The sequence below is a fragment of the Chondromyces apiculatus DSM 436 genome (assembly GCF_000601485.1).
Lineage (GTDB): Bacteria > Myxococcota_A > Polyangia > Polyangiales > Polyangiaceae > Chondromyces > Chondromyces apiculatus.
Map to the genome: position 1 here is coordinate 78262 of NZ_ASRX01000062.1, position 16118 is coordinate 94379.

Below are 16118 nucleotides of genomic sequence, written 5' to 3' on the forward strand. Positions count from 1 at the left end.
CCGACGGCAACGTTTATCGCGCCGCGTGGTCCAGGCTTCGCCCCTGCGTCGCCTCCCAGCGCTCGATCTCCACCGTCAGCCTGGCGGCACCCGCCACGCCAGCCGGCAGCACCAGCACGAACAGGCACGGCACGAGGCCGAGCAGGGCGAGCCCGAGCCCGAAGCCCAGCATCGCAGCCGGGTGATGCGCCATGAAGACCACCCGCCGCTGGATGGGAACACCCCGGATCGACAGCGGATAGTCGCCGAGATCCCAGGCGAGGATCAGCGCCGTCACCACCATCTTGAGCGGGAAGGTGACCACCACGGCGGGTGGAACGAACAGGTTGATCACGAAGAGCGCGGCGAGGAGCGGCAGCCCGAACGCATAGGGGATGAGCATCGCCTGAAGCGACCGGAGCACATCGTCCACCACGCTCGTGGGGGGCCACGCTGGTGCACCGAGGCGTTGCTCGACGCGCCGCACGATCCGCTCCAGCGCTGGTCCCGAGAGAGGCTGCGCCAGCATGAGGCCGAGCAGCGCGGCCACGAGCAGGGACAGGCCGGTGGCGAAGACCTCGACCGCTGTCGAGAGCAACCCTCCCGCATGCGTGCCCATCAGCGACCGCACCTGTCCCGGGACGAAGGAGACGGCGCCCCAGCCGAGGAGCGTGGTCGCGATCAGGGCGACCACCACGGGGACCAGCGCGAGAGGCCAGACGTCGGGGTTCGTCAGGATGAAACCGAACCCTCCGAAGAGCGCGCGGACGCCCGCAGCGAACCCTGGCCGGTCCATCGGCGCTGTACCCGCAGCCGATCCGCCCTCGCGTGATCCCGGGTGGACGCCTCGTTCCGCTGGCAATGGGGCGCGTGCAGGGGGGATCATCGGCTTTGCCTTCCAGCCCTTTCAGCGATAACGCATGCCTGCATGATCTCCAAGTGCATCGCCGCCCTCACCGTCTCCCTCCTCGTGTCCCTCGTGGCGTGTGCCCCTCCTCCGAAGCAAGCCGATGTCCCCGAGGTGCAGTCCGAAGGCGGTGAAGACATGGCCCCGACCGAGAGCGGGGCGGAGCCGACCACGGGAGCCGCCCCCGCCCCCGAAGAGATGCGCACCAAGTGCTGCGTCGAATGCAAAGCGGGCCTCGCCAAGGACCGGACGGGAGCCGCTCCGGACACCATTCCCTGCGCCGACTACACCGACACCCTCTCCCCCTGGTGCCTCGAACACTTCCGCGCGAACCCCCTCATGGCGTCGAAGTGCGAGTAATCACCCGACAAAGTCCCTGGGATCGGCTGTTCGTCACCTCCTGAATCGCCATTCCCCCTCCCAAGGCGTGCGCCGCAGCCGTGTACACTGAGGTCATGGCGCGACCCTCCAGACCTCCCGGCTTCGACATGACGTACCAGCCCGAGCGGCGGATAAGCTTCGGGCCCCCGATCAAGGAACGCTTCCCATCACTCGCGTACCTCGGGTTCGCCGCGATCTTCACCGGCGTCATCCTGTACGGTCAGCACGCGGCGAACTCGAGCTCGTGGCTGTTCCGCTACGTGGTCGAGGGGGATCGCCACCGCCTCATCCCTTCGAGCGTCTGCGCGATCATCCTCTGCACGAGCGCCATCGCCGCTGTCCTTCGCGAGCAGATGCGCGGCGTCATCGTGCACCCGGACGGCGTGGAGCTCCGCGAGCTCTTTGGCTTCAGCTTCCCGCGGGTGCGGCGCCTCTCCTGGTCGCAGATCGATCGGGTGGCGGTTCCTTCCTCCGACGTGCGCCAGGCAGCTCCTGGAGAAGGCAAGCGTCGGGGGATCCGGCTCGATCTCTGGGACGGGAGCTGCGCCTGGTTGCCCGAGGTGGGCAACGTGATGGGTCTGGCTGTCGTCCTTGAGCGGGTGGCCCTCGCGCGCGCCATTCCCCTCGAAGGAAGCACTGGCCTGCTCGACGAGCTGAGCAACCCCCTCGAAGAGGGCTGACAGCACGGCCTTCTCCGCAGAGCGGTGTCGTTCAGGCGCCCTCGCGGCGCAGTCTCTCCAGCGAGCGCCAGATCAGCGTCGCACGTCGCGGCTGGAGGGTGGTGGCGGCACGTCGTGAGGGCGCTCGGGAGGGTCACCAGGAGGACGCGACGACCTTTGCCCGGTGGGCTCGCTCTGGGGCGAAGCCTCGGACAGACGCCGCGACGAGGGTGGCGCCGCCCGTGACGAGTCCGGAGCCATCACCGAGTCCGTGAGCGATTGCACCGAACGCTTCATCTCCGTGAGCTGCGCGAGCCGCAGCGCCAGCGATCGTAGCCGCGCTGCGTCGAAGGGCCGAAGGAGCACGTGATGACGGCTCTGCTTCTGCCCGCGGCTGTATCCCTCGCTCGCCGTGATCAGCAGCCCGCTCGTTCCTTGATGGAGCTGCGTCGCCCGATCGAGCAACTCCACGCCGCCCGTCCCCGAGCCGCCGAGGCTCACGCAGATCAGGTGAAAGCGCGAGGCGGACAGGAGCTTGAGGGCCTGTTCCGCGGTCGTGCACGTCACGACATCCATGTCCGTCGCCAGGATCGTGGAGATGTCATGGAGCGCGTCGATGTCGTCGTCGACCACCACCACCCGGAAGCGGCGCGACGACGGCGGGCCGTTCGAGTGCTCCGGGTGAGCGCCCTGCGCACCGCGCGGGGTGGAACCAGGGCCCGCCATGACGCAGAAGGCTATGTGTGCGTGCTGGGCGGGTCAAGCAGCGGCTGGTCCGCCCACGGCCTCGGGCCACGAGCGCATGTCACGCATCTCAGCCGAGCACGTGCACCATCTGCGCGAGCATCTCGGGGAAGCCAGCGGCCTTCTCGATCACCGCATCGAAGCCGCTGACGTCGACTGTCGCGTGCTTCGCATTGCCGCTCACCAGCACCACACGCGCTCCGGGAGAATGCTCGCGCACCAGCGGCAGGAGATCCGACCCGCGTCCATCCCCGAGCTGCTGGTCCAGGAGCACCAGATCGTAGCGCGTCCCTCGCCCGATCCGCGCCTTTGCATCGGCAAAGGAAACGGCGGTCTCCACCACGAACCCCTCCTCCTCCAGGAGAAGCATGAGCGCCACGCGACTGGAATTGTCGTCGTCCACCAGCAGCACCGAACGCGCCATCGTCGGCCCCCTAGCTGCCAAGGAGGTCGAGCTACAGCCCGACCTCTCGGGAGAGAGTGTCTCTCCCGTTTCGGGACCGCGTCAAGCCGATGGGCTCGGCTCCTCGGGGAAGGGCACCATTCTCTGTGCGACCGGATCCCAGACCTTCAGCTTGAGGCAGGCCACGATGTCGCGCGGGTGCAGGCTCGTCGCGGGCGGCACCTGGAGGGCTGGAATCGCCGCCATCGCCTCGCGCAGCCGGTAGAACGGGATCGAAGCGTTCAGGTGGTGAACGTGGTGCAGCCCGATGTCGCCGGTGAAGTACGACATCACCGGACCGCAGCGCATGTAGCTCGACGACTCCAGCGCCGCTCGGTGGAAGGTCCAGGTCTGGCGTGGCTCGATGTGGATGTCGGGGAAATTGTGCTGCGCGTAGAACAGGTAAGCCCCGAACGAGCAGGCGATGATCAGCGGCAGCACCAGCGCGAAGAACGCCACGTCGAACCCGAAGAACCAGGTCAGCCCTCCGACCAGCCCGACGTGGAGCAGGAGGGCGATGAGCGAGTCGTAGTTCTCCTTCGGCTTGCGCACGAACGACGACAGGCACATCCCGAACAGGAAGATCGTCAGGTACCCGAACAGGATGTTCAGCGGGTGCCGCGCCGCCGCGTACATCCACCGCCGCCCCTTCGGCGCCCGGCGCCACATCTCCACCGTCATCACCGGGTAGGACCCGATCTGCGCGCCCACGATCTTGGCCGTGTTGGCGTGGTGGTAGTTGTGCGTCTGCCGCCAGGCCCGGGGGGGCGTGAGCACCAGGAGCCCGTAGACGGTGAACAGCGCCTTCCCCCACTTCGAGCGGCGCAGGAGGGCGCCGTGCTGGAAGTCGTGGGACAGGATGAACGCCCGCACGATGAGCAATCCCTGCAGCACGCTCGCAGCGATGCGCACCGGCAACCAGGGCGCAGTCGCCGCAACGGCGCACGCGGCTGCGAGCAGCGCGAACGTAGACAGGACGTACCAGGTGCTGCGCGCGCGATTCTCGGCGCTGAACTGCCGAGACGCTGCAACGAGTTCGTTGCCTTCCATGATCCAGATTCTCCGGCGCGGCGTCGCACCGCGCCCACGAGAGCGCCCTTCTCGTAGACCATCCCGAGTCGCGCGGGCAAGGTCCACGCACGATCACGGGGGTGCGCATCGACGTGCGCAGCGCGCATCCCCATGCGCACTCTCGCCTGCGTTTCACCTGCCTTCTGTCACGTACCGCTTCACCGGAACGCGCATCGCCGGGAGAGCGCGAACCTCTTCAACCGGCTGCGCGCGTGGTCCAGCCGCTGCGCACAGCGCGCCTCACTGCGGCCGCTTCCTCGGGGACAGCTTCTTCGGCAGGAGACTCTGCGGTGCTGCTTCGCCCGTCGCCCCCTCGCCTCCTGCCCGTGCCCGTACTTCCGACGCCGCCGGCGATGCTGCCGCGGAGGCCTGCCGTGGAGGCGTCCTCCTGCGCCGCGACGTCGCGCGTCCGCTCTCCAGCATCACCAGCAGTGCCTCCCGCACCTCGTCGCGCACGTGCTCTCCGAGCTTCGCCTCCGCGTACCCGAGCAGCCGCCCCGCGAACGCCGCCATCATGCAGCTCGCCTCCCGATCGTCCCGCTCCGGTCTCCCCTGCCGCTCGTACCGCTCCACGTAGTCGCGCGCGATGTCCCCGAGCGCCCCTTGCTCTCGCGCTGCCTGGCGCAGGTGCAGCCGCGCCCCCATCTCGTTGACCACCGGCCGGACCATGGGCGCCACCCCCAGCGCCGTATCCGTGCGCCCGATGATCATCAGCAGCCGCACCATGTACCGCCGCGCCAGCTCGAACAGCTTCGGCGCCAGCACCTCCTCGTGCAGCACGGCCGTGTCCACCGACACCAGCCTCTCGCTCCCCAGCTCGTGCACGAAGGCGTTCAGCACCTTCGATTTCGTCGGCCCTTCGTGCTGGTACGACCGCTCCCCCGCGGCCACCTCGGTTTGCGCGTCCTGCGCGTCCTGCGCCCGACTCTGCGCCCCCTTGGTCGCCTTCTGCACCAGCTCCTTGAGCGGCACGGGCGCCCGCGCGGCTTTCTTCCGCGTGCGCTCGAAGTGCTTCCGCGCGTGCTCCCCCAGCACCTCCGCCGCTTCTGGCTCCGTCGCTGCCAGCAGCTCCGCCATCCGGGCGGCGGGCGCGGTGTTCGGCGGGGGGGTCTTGGCACGCGACATCCGAGCAGCCTTCGGGCGATGGACCTCGGCTCTCTACCAGATGGACGCTCAGGTGTGGAAGACCTGTGGAGTGGGTCTTCGGGGACTCCATCCCCTTGGTTCCATGGGTCTTCTGGGCACGAAGCCGTCGATCCCGAGAGGTCGATCCCGAGAGATCGAAAGCCCCTGCTTTGCTGCTTGGCGCCGCGTGGCCCCGAAGACAGAGATGTTGGTGGCGTGAATGTTGGTGGTGTGATCAAGGAGGGTCCCACGACCCCGAAGTGTTGCCGCTGTCATGGCGGGCAGCGCCTCGGGGCCCGTGGGCGGACCTGATCAGGGCACGTCGGCGAGGGTGAAGACGTAGGCCGAGCCCGAGCTTGAGCCGCCATCATCGTCTTGCCAGGCGCCGATCAGGGCGGTGTCCCCGTCGAGGGCCACCGCATCTCCGAAGAGATCGTTGGCTGCCCCATCGGAGGCGAAGAACTCGTGGTTCTGCGTCCATGTAGCAGGGCTCCCCGCGCGGCGGAACACATAGGCCGAGCCCGTATCGGAGGTGCTCGGAGCATCGCCTGCGGCGGCGCCCACGATGAGGGTGTTGCCGCTGATCGCCACGCTCGAGCCGAAACGCTCGTAGATCGACGGTGAGGAGGGCACGAGCTTCTGGTCTTGGCTCCACGCGGACGTGGAAGGGTTGCGCGAGAAGACGTAGGCCGCGCCCGATTCGGCGTAGGGAGCGACGACCAGGAAGGCCCCCACGGCGGCGGTGTCGCCGCTGAGAGACACCGAGTAGCCGAACCTGCCATTCGGCCCATTGTCGGAGCCGGTGAGCTTGGCTTCCTGCGTCCATGCCGCGGGGGAGCCGCTACGGACGAACACGTAGGCGGAGCCCCTGTTGTCGGTGCTGGTGACGACGTCGTCGAACTCGGAGCCCACGAGCACCCTGTCCCCACTGATCGCCACGGACCGACCGAAGTTGTCTCCTCCGGCAGCGTCCGAAGCGACGAGCTTCTGTTGCTGGGTCCAGGTGGAGCCGGACCTCACGAACACGTACGCCGAGCCCGAGTCCGAGCCGACGTCATCGGTGAAGCTCCCGATGACGGCGGTGTTCCCCTCGATAGCGAGCGACTCCCCGAAGCGCGCAAACGCTGCCCAGTCCGAGGCCATCAGCCGTTGCTGCAGGCTCCAAGAGGTCCCGGAGCGGAGGTAGACGAACACCTCGCCCACCTGCTGGTAGGGCGTCGACGCCGGCCGGTACCCTCTCGTGCTTGCTGCGACGAGCAGGGTATCCCCGTTGATCGCCACGCGCCGGCCGAACTGGCCGCTCTGATTGCTGTAATCGTAATCCGGAGTCGTGATCTTGGCCTGCTCGGTCCAGGTGGTACCGGAGCGGACGAACACGTACGCGGCGCCCGGCTCCCAGATGGAAGTGTGGATGGTCTCATTGACGCCGTGGGCACCCACCACTGCGGTGTCTCCGCTGATGGCCACCGACATACCCAAGTAGTCGTTCGTCTCCCCGCCGAGAGCTGGGAGCAGCTTGGCCTGCTGGGTGGCGACGAGCGGATCGACGACCAGCGGATACGTCGCCCCGGTGTCGTCGACCTGCAGCGAGACCCGACCGTCATCGAGCACCATGCGTGAGGCGAGCACCCGCCCGGTGGCATCGACCACGTGCAGATCGGTGTAGCGCAGCACGGGCTGCCCATCCGTGTCGTTCCAGGCCAGCCCGGTGCCGTCGGCATCGAGCATCGGCTCGAGCGAGCCCCCTGCCTCCAGCGCCACGGTGACCAGGCCTCCACCCGCCGCGCGACAGACAGGTGCCGAGGCGAGCGTGAACCCCTGCTCCAGACCGAGGGGCCCGTTCACGTACCACTCTTCGAGGTCACCCCGCCGGTACGTGACGCGCGCCTCGTCGATCTCGGGCGCGCTGTCCTGCACCGCCTCGAGCGCACCGTCGCAGCCATACGCGACGGTGGACACAGACCAGCTCCAGCCAGCACTGGCATCCGCTGGCGCGAGGGCCACGCCCTGGGTCGTGATGGCAGCGTCGAACCTCTGCGACGGATTGTGGGCGTGGATGGCAGCGCCGCCATGCCGGGGCCGGTAGGCCTCGGAGGCTCTGGCTTGCACCGACGCGATGTACGCGGCGCGGAGCGTCGAGGGCACTGTAGCGCCCTCTCCGAGATCTTCGGCGAGGGTGGGAAGACGGTAGGTGATGCCTGTGGTCTGCTGCGGGGCCCCGTCGGCCACGCACGAGAACCCGCCCACGAGGGCGCACGACAGACCTACCAGACGGCTGAACGTTAAAGCTTGCACGCGTGTCTCCTTGCGATCGGTGTTGCTTGCCGAGAGCCGGCAGCGTCTGGAACGTAACCAAATGGCTCTCGCAAACACAACGGGCACAGGGGGCAGCGCTTCACGCAACCTCCGGGTGTCAGCGCAGGTTCACCCGCACCGCACCGCCTCGTGACGTGGCGATGGCGCCATGATCTCCGAGCGCCGCGCGTGCAGGACACGCCATCACCCGTGTAAGTCCACGTGCGCTACTGTCCTGCAACGAAAGCGCTACTCAGCCCCTGGAGCGTCGGCGTCGCATCACCCCGAGCACCCCGAGTGCTGCGAGCATCCAGCCCTCTCGCCCCACCGCGCCAGGCCGCGCGCTGCACAGCGCTCCCCTGCCCGTCGTGCCTTCGGTGTCCGCACCCTCGCCGCCCTCCGGCACCTCCGGATCGACCGGCACCTCGGGCTCTTCAGGCTCTTCCGGCACCTCCGGCTCTCCGGCGACCACCTCGAAGATCCCTTCGAGCTGGTTGTCCGGCGGCCCGCCTTGCCCTGGATCGCTGAACCACGTCTCCCCGCTGTCCGTGACGTGCACGAGCCCGAAGAACTCGTCGTGCACCCCTGGCGTCAGCGGCGCATGGAGCTTGAACGTGAACTGGTACGTCTCTCCCGGCAGCACGGTCCCTACCACCGCGGCCGGCAGGCTCGCCGAGGGCCACTCCGCCCCCGCGAACACGCTCTCCCGCCCGCGCGGCTCCGTCGTCGCCAGGTGCGTCCCCTCGTTCCACGCCCGCGACCCCACGTTGCGCAGCTCGAGCGACACCTCCACCGCCTCGCCGGCCTCGATCTGCAGCGGCCCCTGGCTGGCATACGGAAACGACTGGCTCACGAACGCCGCGGCCAGCTCACCGCGCGCGAACGCCTCCAGCTCCTCGTACGTCCCGTTGAACACGTCGAGGTCCACATTGCCCTGGATGCCCGGCACCGAGCCCGTCGACGAGTGCTGGAAGAAGGTCCAGTCGCTCCACGTATTGTTCGGCAGGTCCGGGCACTCGTTGCTGTAGTTGGGGATCCAGAGCGGGTAGTCGACGAAGGCGTCGCTCCCCACGTGGTCCTGCCAGAAGTACTTCCCCGTGTAGATGATCGGCTTGCGCCCCGTGGCCTCCTCCACCCGATCGAGCCACAGCGTGATCCCGTCGAGGATGGTCTGCGTGTCCTGCCCCTCGTCGGACTCGACGTCGAGGACCGGCGGCAGGTCCTTCTCCCCGAGCTGCCCGATGGCGTCGACCATGATCTCCGCCTGCTCCAGCGGATCCATGTCGGCGAGGTAGTACTGGTACGCCCCCCGGATCAGCCCCGCATCCTTGATGCCCGCCCAGTTCTCGTCGAAGAGCGTGTCGATCGCCCCGTGGCTCACCCGCGCGATCGCGAAGCGCACCCCGGAGTCCGCCACGGCCTCCCAGTCGATCGCCTGCTGCCAGTACGACACGTCGATCCCCGGCACGGTGGACCCCTCCGCGCACACCACCTGCGCTGCCGTCCCTTCCCCGAGGCGCTCTCCCCCGGGGACCTCGCCGGTCTCGGCGACCTCGCCGGTCTCGGCGGCGCACCCCGGCAGCACCAGCAGCGCGGCGGCGAGGAGCGGATGAAGAAGGCGGCGTGCGGCGAGGGTCGGGCGAGTGGCGTGCAGGAACATGCGCGCCGTACAGCATGGCGGAAGACGGCGGCCCCAGTCCAGGAACCCGCGGAGGGACGCGCAGGGCGGTGAGGCCCCCGCCGCATCCGCGCCGCATCAGCTCAGCATTTTTTGCAGGAACTGCCCCGTGTAGGACGCCTGCACCCGGGCCACCTGCTCCGGGGTGCCCTCCGCGATGACGCGACCGCCCCCATCGCCGCCCTCGGGCCCGATGTCGATCAGCCAGTCGGCGCAGCGGATCACGTCGAGGTTGTGCTCGATCACCACCACCGTGTTCCCCCCCTCGACGAGCCGCTGCAGCACCCCCAGCAGCTTCCGGATGTCCTCGAAGTGGAGCCCCGTCGTCGGCTCGTCGAGCACGTAGAGCGTCCGCCCCGTCTGGCTCTTGCCGAGTTCCCGGGACAGCTTCACCCGCTGCGCCTCGCCGCCGCTCATCGTCGGCGCGCTCTGCCCGATCTTCATGTAGCCGAGCCCCACCTCCGCGAGCGTCATCAGGATCCGCTTCAGCGCCGGCACCGCCTCGAACAGCTTCAGGCACTCGTCGATGCTCGTGTCGAGGATGTCGGCGATGCTCTTGCCCTTGTAGCGCACCGACAGCGTCTGCTCGTTGTAGCGCTTCCCCTTGCACAGCTCGCACGTCACGTAGACGTCGGCGAGGAAGTGCATCTCCACCTTCACCACCCCGTCGCCGTGGCACGACTCGCAGCGCCCGCCCTTCACGTTGAAGCTGAACCGCCCCGACTCCCACCCGCGCGCCCGCGCATCGGGGAGCTGCGCAAACAGCTCCCGGATCTGGTCGAAGGCCTTCGTGTACGTCCCCGGGTTCGAGCGGGGCGTGCGCCCGATCGGCTTCTGGTCGATGGCGATCACCTTGTCGAGCGCATCGAGCCCCTTGATCCCCTGGTGTGCGCCCACCGGATCGAGCGCCCCGTGCAGCTCTCGCCCGAGGGCGGGCAGCAGGATCCCGTTCACCAGGCTGCTCTTCCCCGCCCCGCTCACCCCGGTCACCGCCGCGAGCACCCCGAGCGGCACCTTCACATGGATGTCCTTCAGGTTGTGCTCCGTCGCCCCCAGGATCTCGATCCACGCCCTTGGCGCGCGCCGCTCCTTCGGCGTCTCGATCTTGATGCGGCCGGACAGGTACGCGCCCGTCAGGCTGTCCGGGTCCTTCTCGATCTCCTCCGGCGTCCCCGCCGCGATCACCTTCCCCCCGAGGTGCCCCGCGCCCGGACCGAAGTCGATCACGTGGTCTGCCGCGCGCACCGTCTCCTCGTCGTGCTCCACCACCAGCACCGTGTTGCCGAGGTCCCGGAGCCTGCGCAGCGTGGCGATGAGCCGCCCGTTGTCGCGCTGGTGCAGCCCGATGCTCGGCTCGTCGAGCACGTACATCACCCCGCTCAGCTCGCTCCCGAGCTGGCTCGCGAGCCGGATGCGCTGCGCCTCGCCCCCGCTCAGCGTCGGCCCCCCGCGGTTCAGGGTCAGGTAATCGAGCCCCACGTTGAGCAGGAACCCGAGCCGGCTCGCGATCTCCCGCTGCACCCCCTCGGTGATCTGCTGCCGCGCCCCGCTCAACGTCAGCGCCTCGAAGTGCCCCATGGCTTGCTTCACCGTCATCCCCGTCACGTCGGCGATGCTCTTGCCCGCGAGGAAGACCGCCATCGTCTCCGGGCGCAGCCGCCGCCCCTCGCACACGTCGCACGCCACCTCGCGCATGAAGCGCCGGTACTGCTCGCGCGCCGTGTCCGAGGTCGAGTCGCGGAAGCGGCGCATCAGCCCCGGGATCACCCCCTCCCAGGTCATCCCGAACGTCCCGTGGCTCTCGCTCCCCTCCTTCCCCCACGCCACCGCGATCTTCTGCCCCTCCATCCCGAACAGCACCAGACGCTGCTTCTTCGCCCCGAGCCGCTTCCACGGCACGTCGAGGTCCACCTTGCAGGCCTTCGCCACCGACTCCGCGATGCGGAACGTCCACCCCTCCCCGCGCGCCATCGCCGACGCCCACGGCGCGATGGCCCCATCGCGGATGGACAGCGAGCCGTCGGGGATGACCAGCTCCGGATCCACCTCCAGCCGCGTCCCGAGCCCGTTGCACGCCCCGCACATCCCGAGCGGGCTGTTGAACGAGAAGTTCTGCGGGCTCAGCTCCGGGAAGCTCTGCCCGCAGCAAGCCCGGTTCACGCTGAAGGTCAGCGTCGTGCCCGCGCTCTTCTGCGACTTGCTCGACTTGCTCGACTTGCTCGACCCGCCCTCGATGGCGACCTGCAGCTCTCCCTTGCCCTCCCGGAGCCCGAGCTCCACCCCCTCCACCAGCCGCTGCCGGTTGTCGGGCGTGACCGGGATGCGGTCCACCACGAGGCCGATGGTGTGCTTCACGTGCTTCGCGAGCTTCAGGTTCCCCTCGGGCACCTCGTCGAGGCGGATGGCCTCGCCGTCCACCTCGACCCGCAGGAACCCGCGCGCCCTGAGGTCGTCGAACAGCTCGCGGAACTCCCCCTTCCGGTGCGTCACCAGCGGCGCCACCAGCGTCGCCCTTGCCCCCTCGGGCAGCGCCAGGATCTCGGCCGCGATCTGCTCCGGCGTCTGCGCCTGCACGGGCTTGCCGCACTTGTGGCAGTGCTGCTCGCCCGCGCGCGCATAGAGCAGGCGCAGGTAGTCGTAGATCTCGGTGATGGTCCCGACCGTCGAGCGCGGGTTGTTCGACGCGCTCTTCTGCTCGATGGCGATCGTCGGCGACAGCCCCCGGAGGTGCTCCACGTCGGGCCGCTGCATCTGCCCCAGGAACTGGCGCGCATAGGAGCTGAGCGTCTCGACGTACCGGCGCTGCCCCTCGGCGTAGAGCGTGTCGAACGCCAGGCTCGACTTGCCCGACCCGCTCACGCCGGTGAAGACCACCAGCTTCCGCTTCGGAACCTCGAGCCGCTCGATGTGGAGGTTGTGCTCGCGCGAGCCGATGACCTCGATGAAGTCGGGCTCGCGGGCAGCCTCGTGAAGGTTGGGTGCGCGCCGGTGAGACTGCATGGGGGCGTGGCGCTTAGCACGAAGACCGGCGGCGCAACATCGGGCGCGTGCCTCACGCGAACGCGCCCGCGTGCACCTCGTGCATTGCGTGTTCGCGCGAACGCTTGCCTCGGAAAATCAGGGAGCAGGCGCGGGCGTGGTCGGCGTCGTCGCCTGACGGCCCCGGTTGCCGCCCATTGCGGCGTCGCTCCAGCGGGCCAGGATGCAGGTCACGTTGTCCGGCCCGCCGCGCTCGTTGGCGCGCTGGACCATGCGGCGCACCGCGATGTTGACGTCCACGTGCGCGTCGAGGATCTCCGCCATCTCGTCCGACGAGACAGGACCGGAGAGCCCGTCGGAGCAGAGGAGCAGCACGTCGTCGCAGCGCACCTCCTCGATGCGGGTCTCCACCTCCACCATCTCCTCGGTGCCGAGCGCGCGGGTGATCACGTGCTGCAGCGGAAACGACGCCGCGTCCTCGGGCTGGATGTGGCCGAGCCGGATGCACTCGTTGAGCAGCGAGTGGTCGCGCGTGAGCAGCTCCATCTGGCCTTCCCGGTAGCGGTAGACGCGGCTGTCGCCCACGTGCGCGATGGCGACGAAGCCGTCGCGCGCGAGCGCCCCGGCGAAGGTGGTGCCCATGCCGCGCTTGTCCCGATCACGCCGCGCCGCCGCGAAGATCCGCCCGTTCGCGAGCTGGATCCCCGCGACGAGCAGCGGTAGCGCCTGGTCCACGTAGCGCGTGTTGCCCTTCCGGCTGCTCGGAGGACCGAGCGCGATGGGCCAGGTCGCGTCGGGGTCGTCGAAGAAGCCCCGCACCGTATCCACCGCCATCCGCGACGCGATCTCGCCTGCGGCGCGCCCACCCATGCCGTCCGCGAGCAGGAACAGCCCCATCGACTCGATGAGCGCGAAGCTGTCCTGATTCGAGTCCCGGATCATGCCCACGTGGGTGCATCCCGCAGCTTCGAGGAAAAGCTGCGGATCGGTGGCATCTCTGACAGGCTCGAGCATGGCGGGATCCTCTGGCGTTCGATGGTCCAGGGTGCATCACCGCCCTGGCCTGTTCCCGTCGAGGAAGGGCGAGGGTGGGTGAGTGAAACCGGGCAAGGAGGCGATGACCTCCTCGGGCGGCCCCAAGGCGGGCAGCATCTCGAAAGAGTAGGCCCTGACAGGGCCCGCGTCTACGTCACGAGAAGGCTGCAATGCAGGGTCGGGCGACGCCGCGCGCCATGCCGAGGGTCAGCCCTCAGGGGACGGCCAGGCGGGTCATGCCGCCTCCCACGCACCCGGTCAGGGCAAAGCCAAAGCGTTCTGGCTGCTTCTCCTGACGGATGCGCTCCATGGCCTGACAGGTGTGGGTGGACACGCCCTTCTGGCCGTAACGATCCTGATTGTCGACGGTGACCACCACGTCGGGCTTGATCTGGATCGTGTACGCGATCGGGTCGCCCTCGATGGTGACGTGGGTGGTGGTGAACTCGGCGGCATCGCGGGCGAGGTACGCCTTCCAGATGCACTCGCGCGCCGCCGCGTCGTAGCCCTCTCCGTGGACCACCTTCTCCTTGCCGCAGGGCTTCAGCTCGAGCTTGGGGGCCGAGCGCCGCAGCGCCTGGGACTCCGACGCGCACCCGAGCGTGACGAGGGCCGACGCGAGGACGGCGCCGAGCAGCACGCCTGTCGTTCGAAGCATGTCCTTCAGTGTACTACGTACGCGTGCGGCGACGTGGCTGCCTGCTCTCCGTCCCCTTTCGGTCGGAGCGGATTTTCGCCGATGCACTCGGTGGCGCGATGGTCGCCTCCAGCGCCGCGAGGTCGTCGAGTTCCTCCAGCAGGGCGTGCACGTAGGCCGGCGAGAGCCCCTCGGCAGTGAGCAGTGCACGGACGGCGAGGGCCTGTGGATTGTACGGCCCCGCCGAAGGAGGCACCCGATCCGCGGCGCGAGCGACCGCGAGCGTGGCGCGCGCGGTCCCGACCGACTCCTGGAACGACGTGGCAGCCTCCTCCCGGAGCCTCGCAAGCCAGGGCCGGCGCGGTGCTTCCCGCGGGGCAGGCCGCGGTCGGAGGTGTCGGCGCGCCACCCGCGTGGCCTCCGGCAGGTCCCCCAGGTCGAGCGCGACCTGCACCTCCTCCGGTGTCTCCAGACCTGCCTCGCCGAGCGCGCGCATCACTGCGCGTGCTTCCTCTCGCCTGCGGAGGAACGCTGCCTCCAGGAGGTCGAGCCGCTCGCTGGCCCGCCCGAGGAGGCGCGCCCCCGCGCCCCCACCGAGCCCCCGCGCCCGCTCCAGCAGCGCCTCCGCGAACCGGAACCCGGGCGGATCGATCGCGCGCCCCCCCTCGTCCGCGAGCCGGGCCAGGCGCCCTTCCAGCGCGCGTGCCTCTTCCTCCGCGCCGTCGCTCTCCGCGCCGTCGCTCTCCGCGCCGTCGCTCTCCGCGCCGTCGCTCTCCGCGCCGTCGCTCTCCGCGCCGCTCACCGCGCGTCCACCCCGGCGGGTGCCGGGTGCGATCCCGCGGCGTGGTGCCGGGGAATGGGGGAGATCTCCACGCGCCGGTTCCTGGCGCGGTTCTCGGGCGTGTCGTTGGGCGCCACGGGGTGGGCCTCGCCGAAGCCAGCCGCGAACAGCTCACCCGACGGAACCCCCGCCGCGGCGAGCGCGCGGGTCACCTTGAGCGCGCGCTGCACCGACAGCTCCCAGTTGTCCTGGAAGCTCCGCGCCGACACCGCGACCGCTTGATCGTCCGTGAACCCGCTGACCATGATCAGCTCATCGTGCTCCGCGAGGTACGCCTGCAGCGCTGGCGCGATGTCCTCCAGCACCTCCGTCCCCTCCGGCTGCAGCTCCGCCGAGCCGAGGCCGAACAGGATGCTGCCCCGGATCCCGATCCGCCCGTCGGTGAGGGTGATCCTGCCTGCCGCGAGCGGACCTGCGAGCGCCCGCTCCAGCGTCTCCAGCCGCGCGCGCTCCTCGGCGCGCGCAGCGCGCTCGGCCTCCAGGTCCCCCGCGAGGTCCACCTGGAACGCCACCGCCCACACGAAGAACAGCACGAAGAGCCCGAACAGACAGGCCATCAAGTCGCCGAACACCGGCCAGATGGCGGACAGCTCGGAGGACTCCTCCTCGGGGGTGGCGGCGGGATCGAGCATCGCCTGTCAGCTCGACCGGTTCCGGAGCGCCCGCAGCTCCGAGAAGAGCTCCCGCTGGAACCTCAGGGAGTGATCGAACACCTCGCGGGTCTGGTCGAGGTAGGTCCCGAGCAGGTCCGCGGTCTCCCCGCGCCCCTTGTGCTCCAGCGCCTCCTCCACCGCCCCGAGGCTGTCGAGCCACCTGTCGCTCGCCTCGCGGTAGCGGTCCACCGCCGCCGTGAACATCTCCGAGACCGCGCTCATCTCCGCCCCGCCCGCGCGCAGCAGATCCGCCGCCTCGTGCACGAGCGCCCCCGTCCCCCGCAGCCCCTCTCCGAGCTCCCGCGCGTGCGCCGCGAGCCGCTCCCCGAGGGCCCCCGCGTTCTCCGCCCGGTCCCGTTCGAGCCGCTCCTCGAAGCCCGCGATCCGCGCTGCCTGCGCCGCCAGCGCCGCCTGCGCGCCCTCCGCGAGCGCCGCGAGCCTCGCCTCCGCCTGCGCATCGAACGCCGCCGCCCGCGCCGTCGCCGCCTCCGCGAGCGCCGTCACCTCTGCCGCCTGCGCCCGCGCGTTCTCCGCCACGTCGCGCGACGCCTGATCGAGCCGCGCGATCAGCGCATCGAGCCGCCCATCCCGCAGCGCCTCCGCCTCCGCCCGCGCCTTCTCCCGCGCGTCGGCTGCCTCCACGCGCCCCGCCTCGCGCCCCGCCGCCTCGGCCAGGACCCGCGCCGCCGCCT

14 protein-coding genes and 1 pseudogene are annotated in these 16118 nt (G+C 69.8%); 2 read left to right on the forward strand and 13 right to left on the reverse strand.

The annotated features are described in order from the left end of the window. Positions 1-13: 13 nt before the first annotated feature. Positions 14-775, reverse strand: coding sequence for an EI24 domain-containing protein (locus tag CAP_RS32015; protein WP_052376412.1), 762 nt, complete (start codon positions 773-775; stop codon positions 14-16). Between the two features lie 132 nt (positions 776-907). Between CAP_RS32015 and CAP_RS32020 the strand changes: the two genes are divergently transcribed. Together CAP_RS32020 and CAP_RS32025 are read left to right on the forward strand one after the other, a co-directional pair. Continuing rightward, a complete protein-coding gene (locus CAP_RS32020; protein WP_044247801.1) occupies positions 908-1246 on the forward strand; it encodes a hypothetical protein in 339 nt (112 codons plus the stop codon). A gap of 95 nt (positions 1247-1341) precedes the next feature. Further along, on the forward strand, positions 1342-1947 hold the full coding sequence (locus CAP_RS32025; protein WP_044247853.1) for a hypothetical protein: 606 nt from the start codon (positions 1342-1344) through the stop codon (positions 1945-1947). Between the two features lie 72 nt (positions 1948-2019). On the opposite strand, the gene CAP_RS45965 is transcribed toward CAP_RS32025, so the two are convergent. The 12 genes and pseudogenes from CAP_RS45965 to CAP_RS52770 form a co-directional block, all read right to left on the reverse strand. Beyond that, a complete protein-coding gene (locus CAP_RS45965; protein ID WP_052376413.1) occupies positions 2020-2652 on the reverse strand; it encodes a DNA-binding transcriptional response regulator in 633 nt (210 codons plus the stop codon). Positions 2653-2740: 88 nt separating this feature from the next. Continuing rightward, complete coding sequence (locus CAP_RS32035; RefSeq protein WP_044247803.1) at positions 2741-3094, reverse strand: response regulator; 354 nt, start codon at positions 3092-3094, stop codon at positions 2741-2743. Between the two features lie 81 nt (positions 3095-3175). After that, positions 3176-4162 carry a fatty acid desaturase family protein gene (locus CAP_RS32040; protein ID WP_044247805.1) on the reverse strand — a complete coding sequence of 329 codons (987 nt, stop codon included), beginning with the start codon at positions 4160-4162 and terminating at the stop codon, positions 3176-3178. A 261-nt stretch (positions 4163-4423) separates the two neighbouring features. Further along, entirely contained in the window at positions 4424-5308 is an 885-nt protein-coding gene (locus tag CAP_RS32045) for a hypothetical protein (RefSeq protein WP_044247806.1), read from the reverse strand. A 312-nt stretch (positions 5309-5620) separates the two neighbouring features. Beyond that, a complete protein-coding gene (locus tag CAP_RS45970) occupies positions 5621-7603 on the reverse strand; it encodes a hypothetical protein (protein ID WP_156041327.1) in 1983 nt (660 codons plus the stop codon). A gap of 253 nt (positions 7604-7856) precedes the next feature. Next, positions 7857-9263, reverse strand: coding sequence for a GH25 family lysozyme (locus tag CAP_RS45975; RefSeq protein ID WP_052376415.1), 1407 nt, complete (start codon positions 9261-9263; stop codon positions 7857-7859). 96 nt (positions 9264-9359) lie between these two features. After that, positions 9360-12281, reverse strand: coding sequence for an excinuclease ABC subunit UvrA (gene uvrA, locus CAP_RS32060; protein WP_044247808.1), 2922 nt, complete (start codon positions 12279-12281; stop codon positions 9360-9362). 117 nt (positions 12282-12398) lie between these two features. Further along, positions 12399-13274, reverse strand: a complete 876-nt coding sequence (locus CAP_RS32065; protein ID WP_044247810.1) for a PP2C family protein-serine/threonine phosphatase — start codon at positions 13272-13274, stop codon at positions 12399-12401. A gap of 235 nt (positions 13275-13509) precedes the next feature. Beyond that, the gene (locus CAP_RS32070) at positions 13510-13953 is read right to left on the reverse strand and encodes a hypothetical protein (protein ID WP_044247811.1); all 444 of its coding nucleotides are present in this window, start codon (positions 13951-13953) and stop codon (positions 13510-13512) included. A 13-nt stretch (positions 13954-13966) separates the two neighbouring features. Continuing rightward, on the reverse strand, positions 13967-14734 hold the full coding sequence (locus CAP_RS45980) for a DUF2894 domain-containing protein (protein ID WP_052376416.1): 768 nt from the start codon (positions 14732-14734) through the stop codon (positions 13967-13969). Further along, the gene (locus tag CAP_RS32080; protein WP_044247813.1) at positions 14731-15405 is read right to left on the reverse strand and encodes an OmpA family protein; all 675 of its coding nucleotides are present in this window, start codon (positions 15403-15405) and stop codon (positions 14731-14733) included. The genes CAP_RS45980 and CAP_RS32080 overlap by 4 nt, the downstream gene beginning before the upstream one ends. Before the next feature lie 6 nt (positions 15406-15411). Then, positions 15412-16118 (reverse strand): annotated as a pseudogene (locus tag CAP_RS52770) (hypothetical protein); the annotation flags it as partial.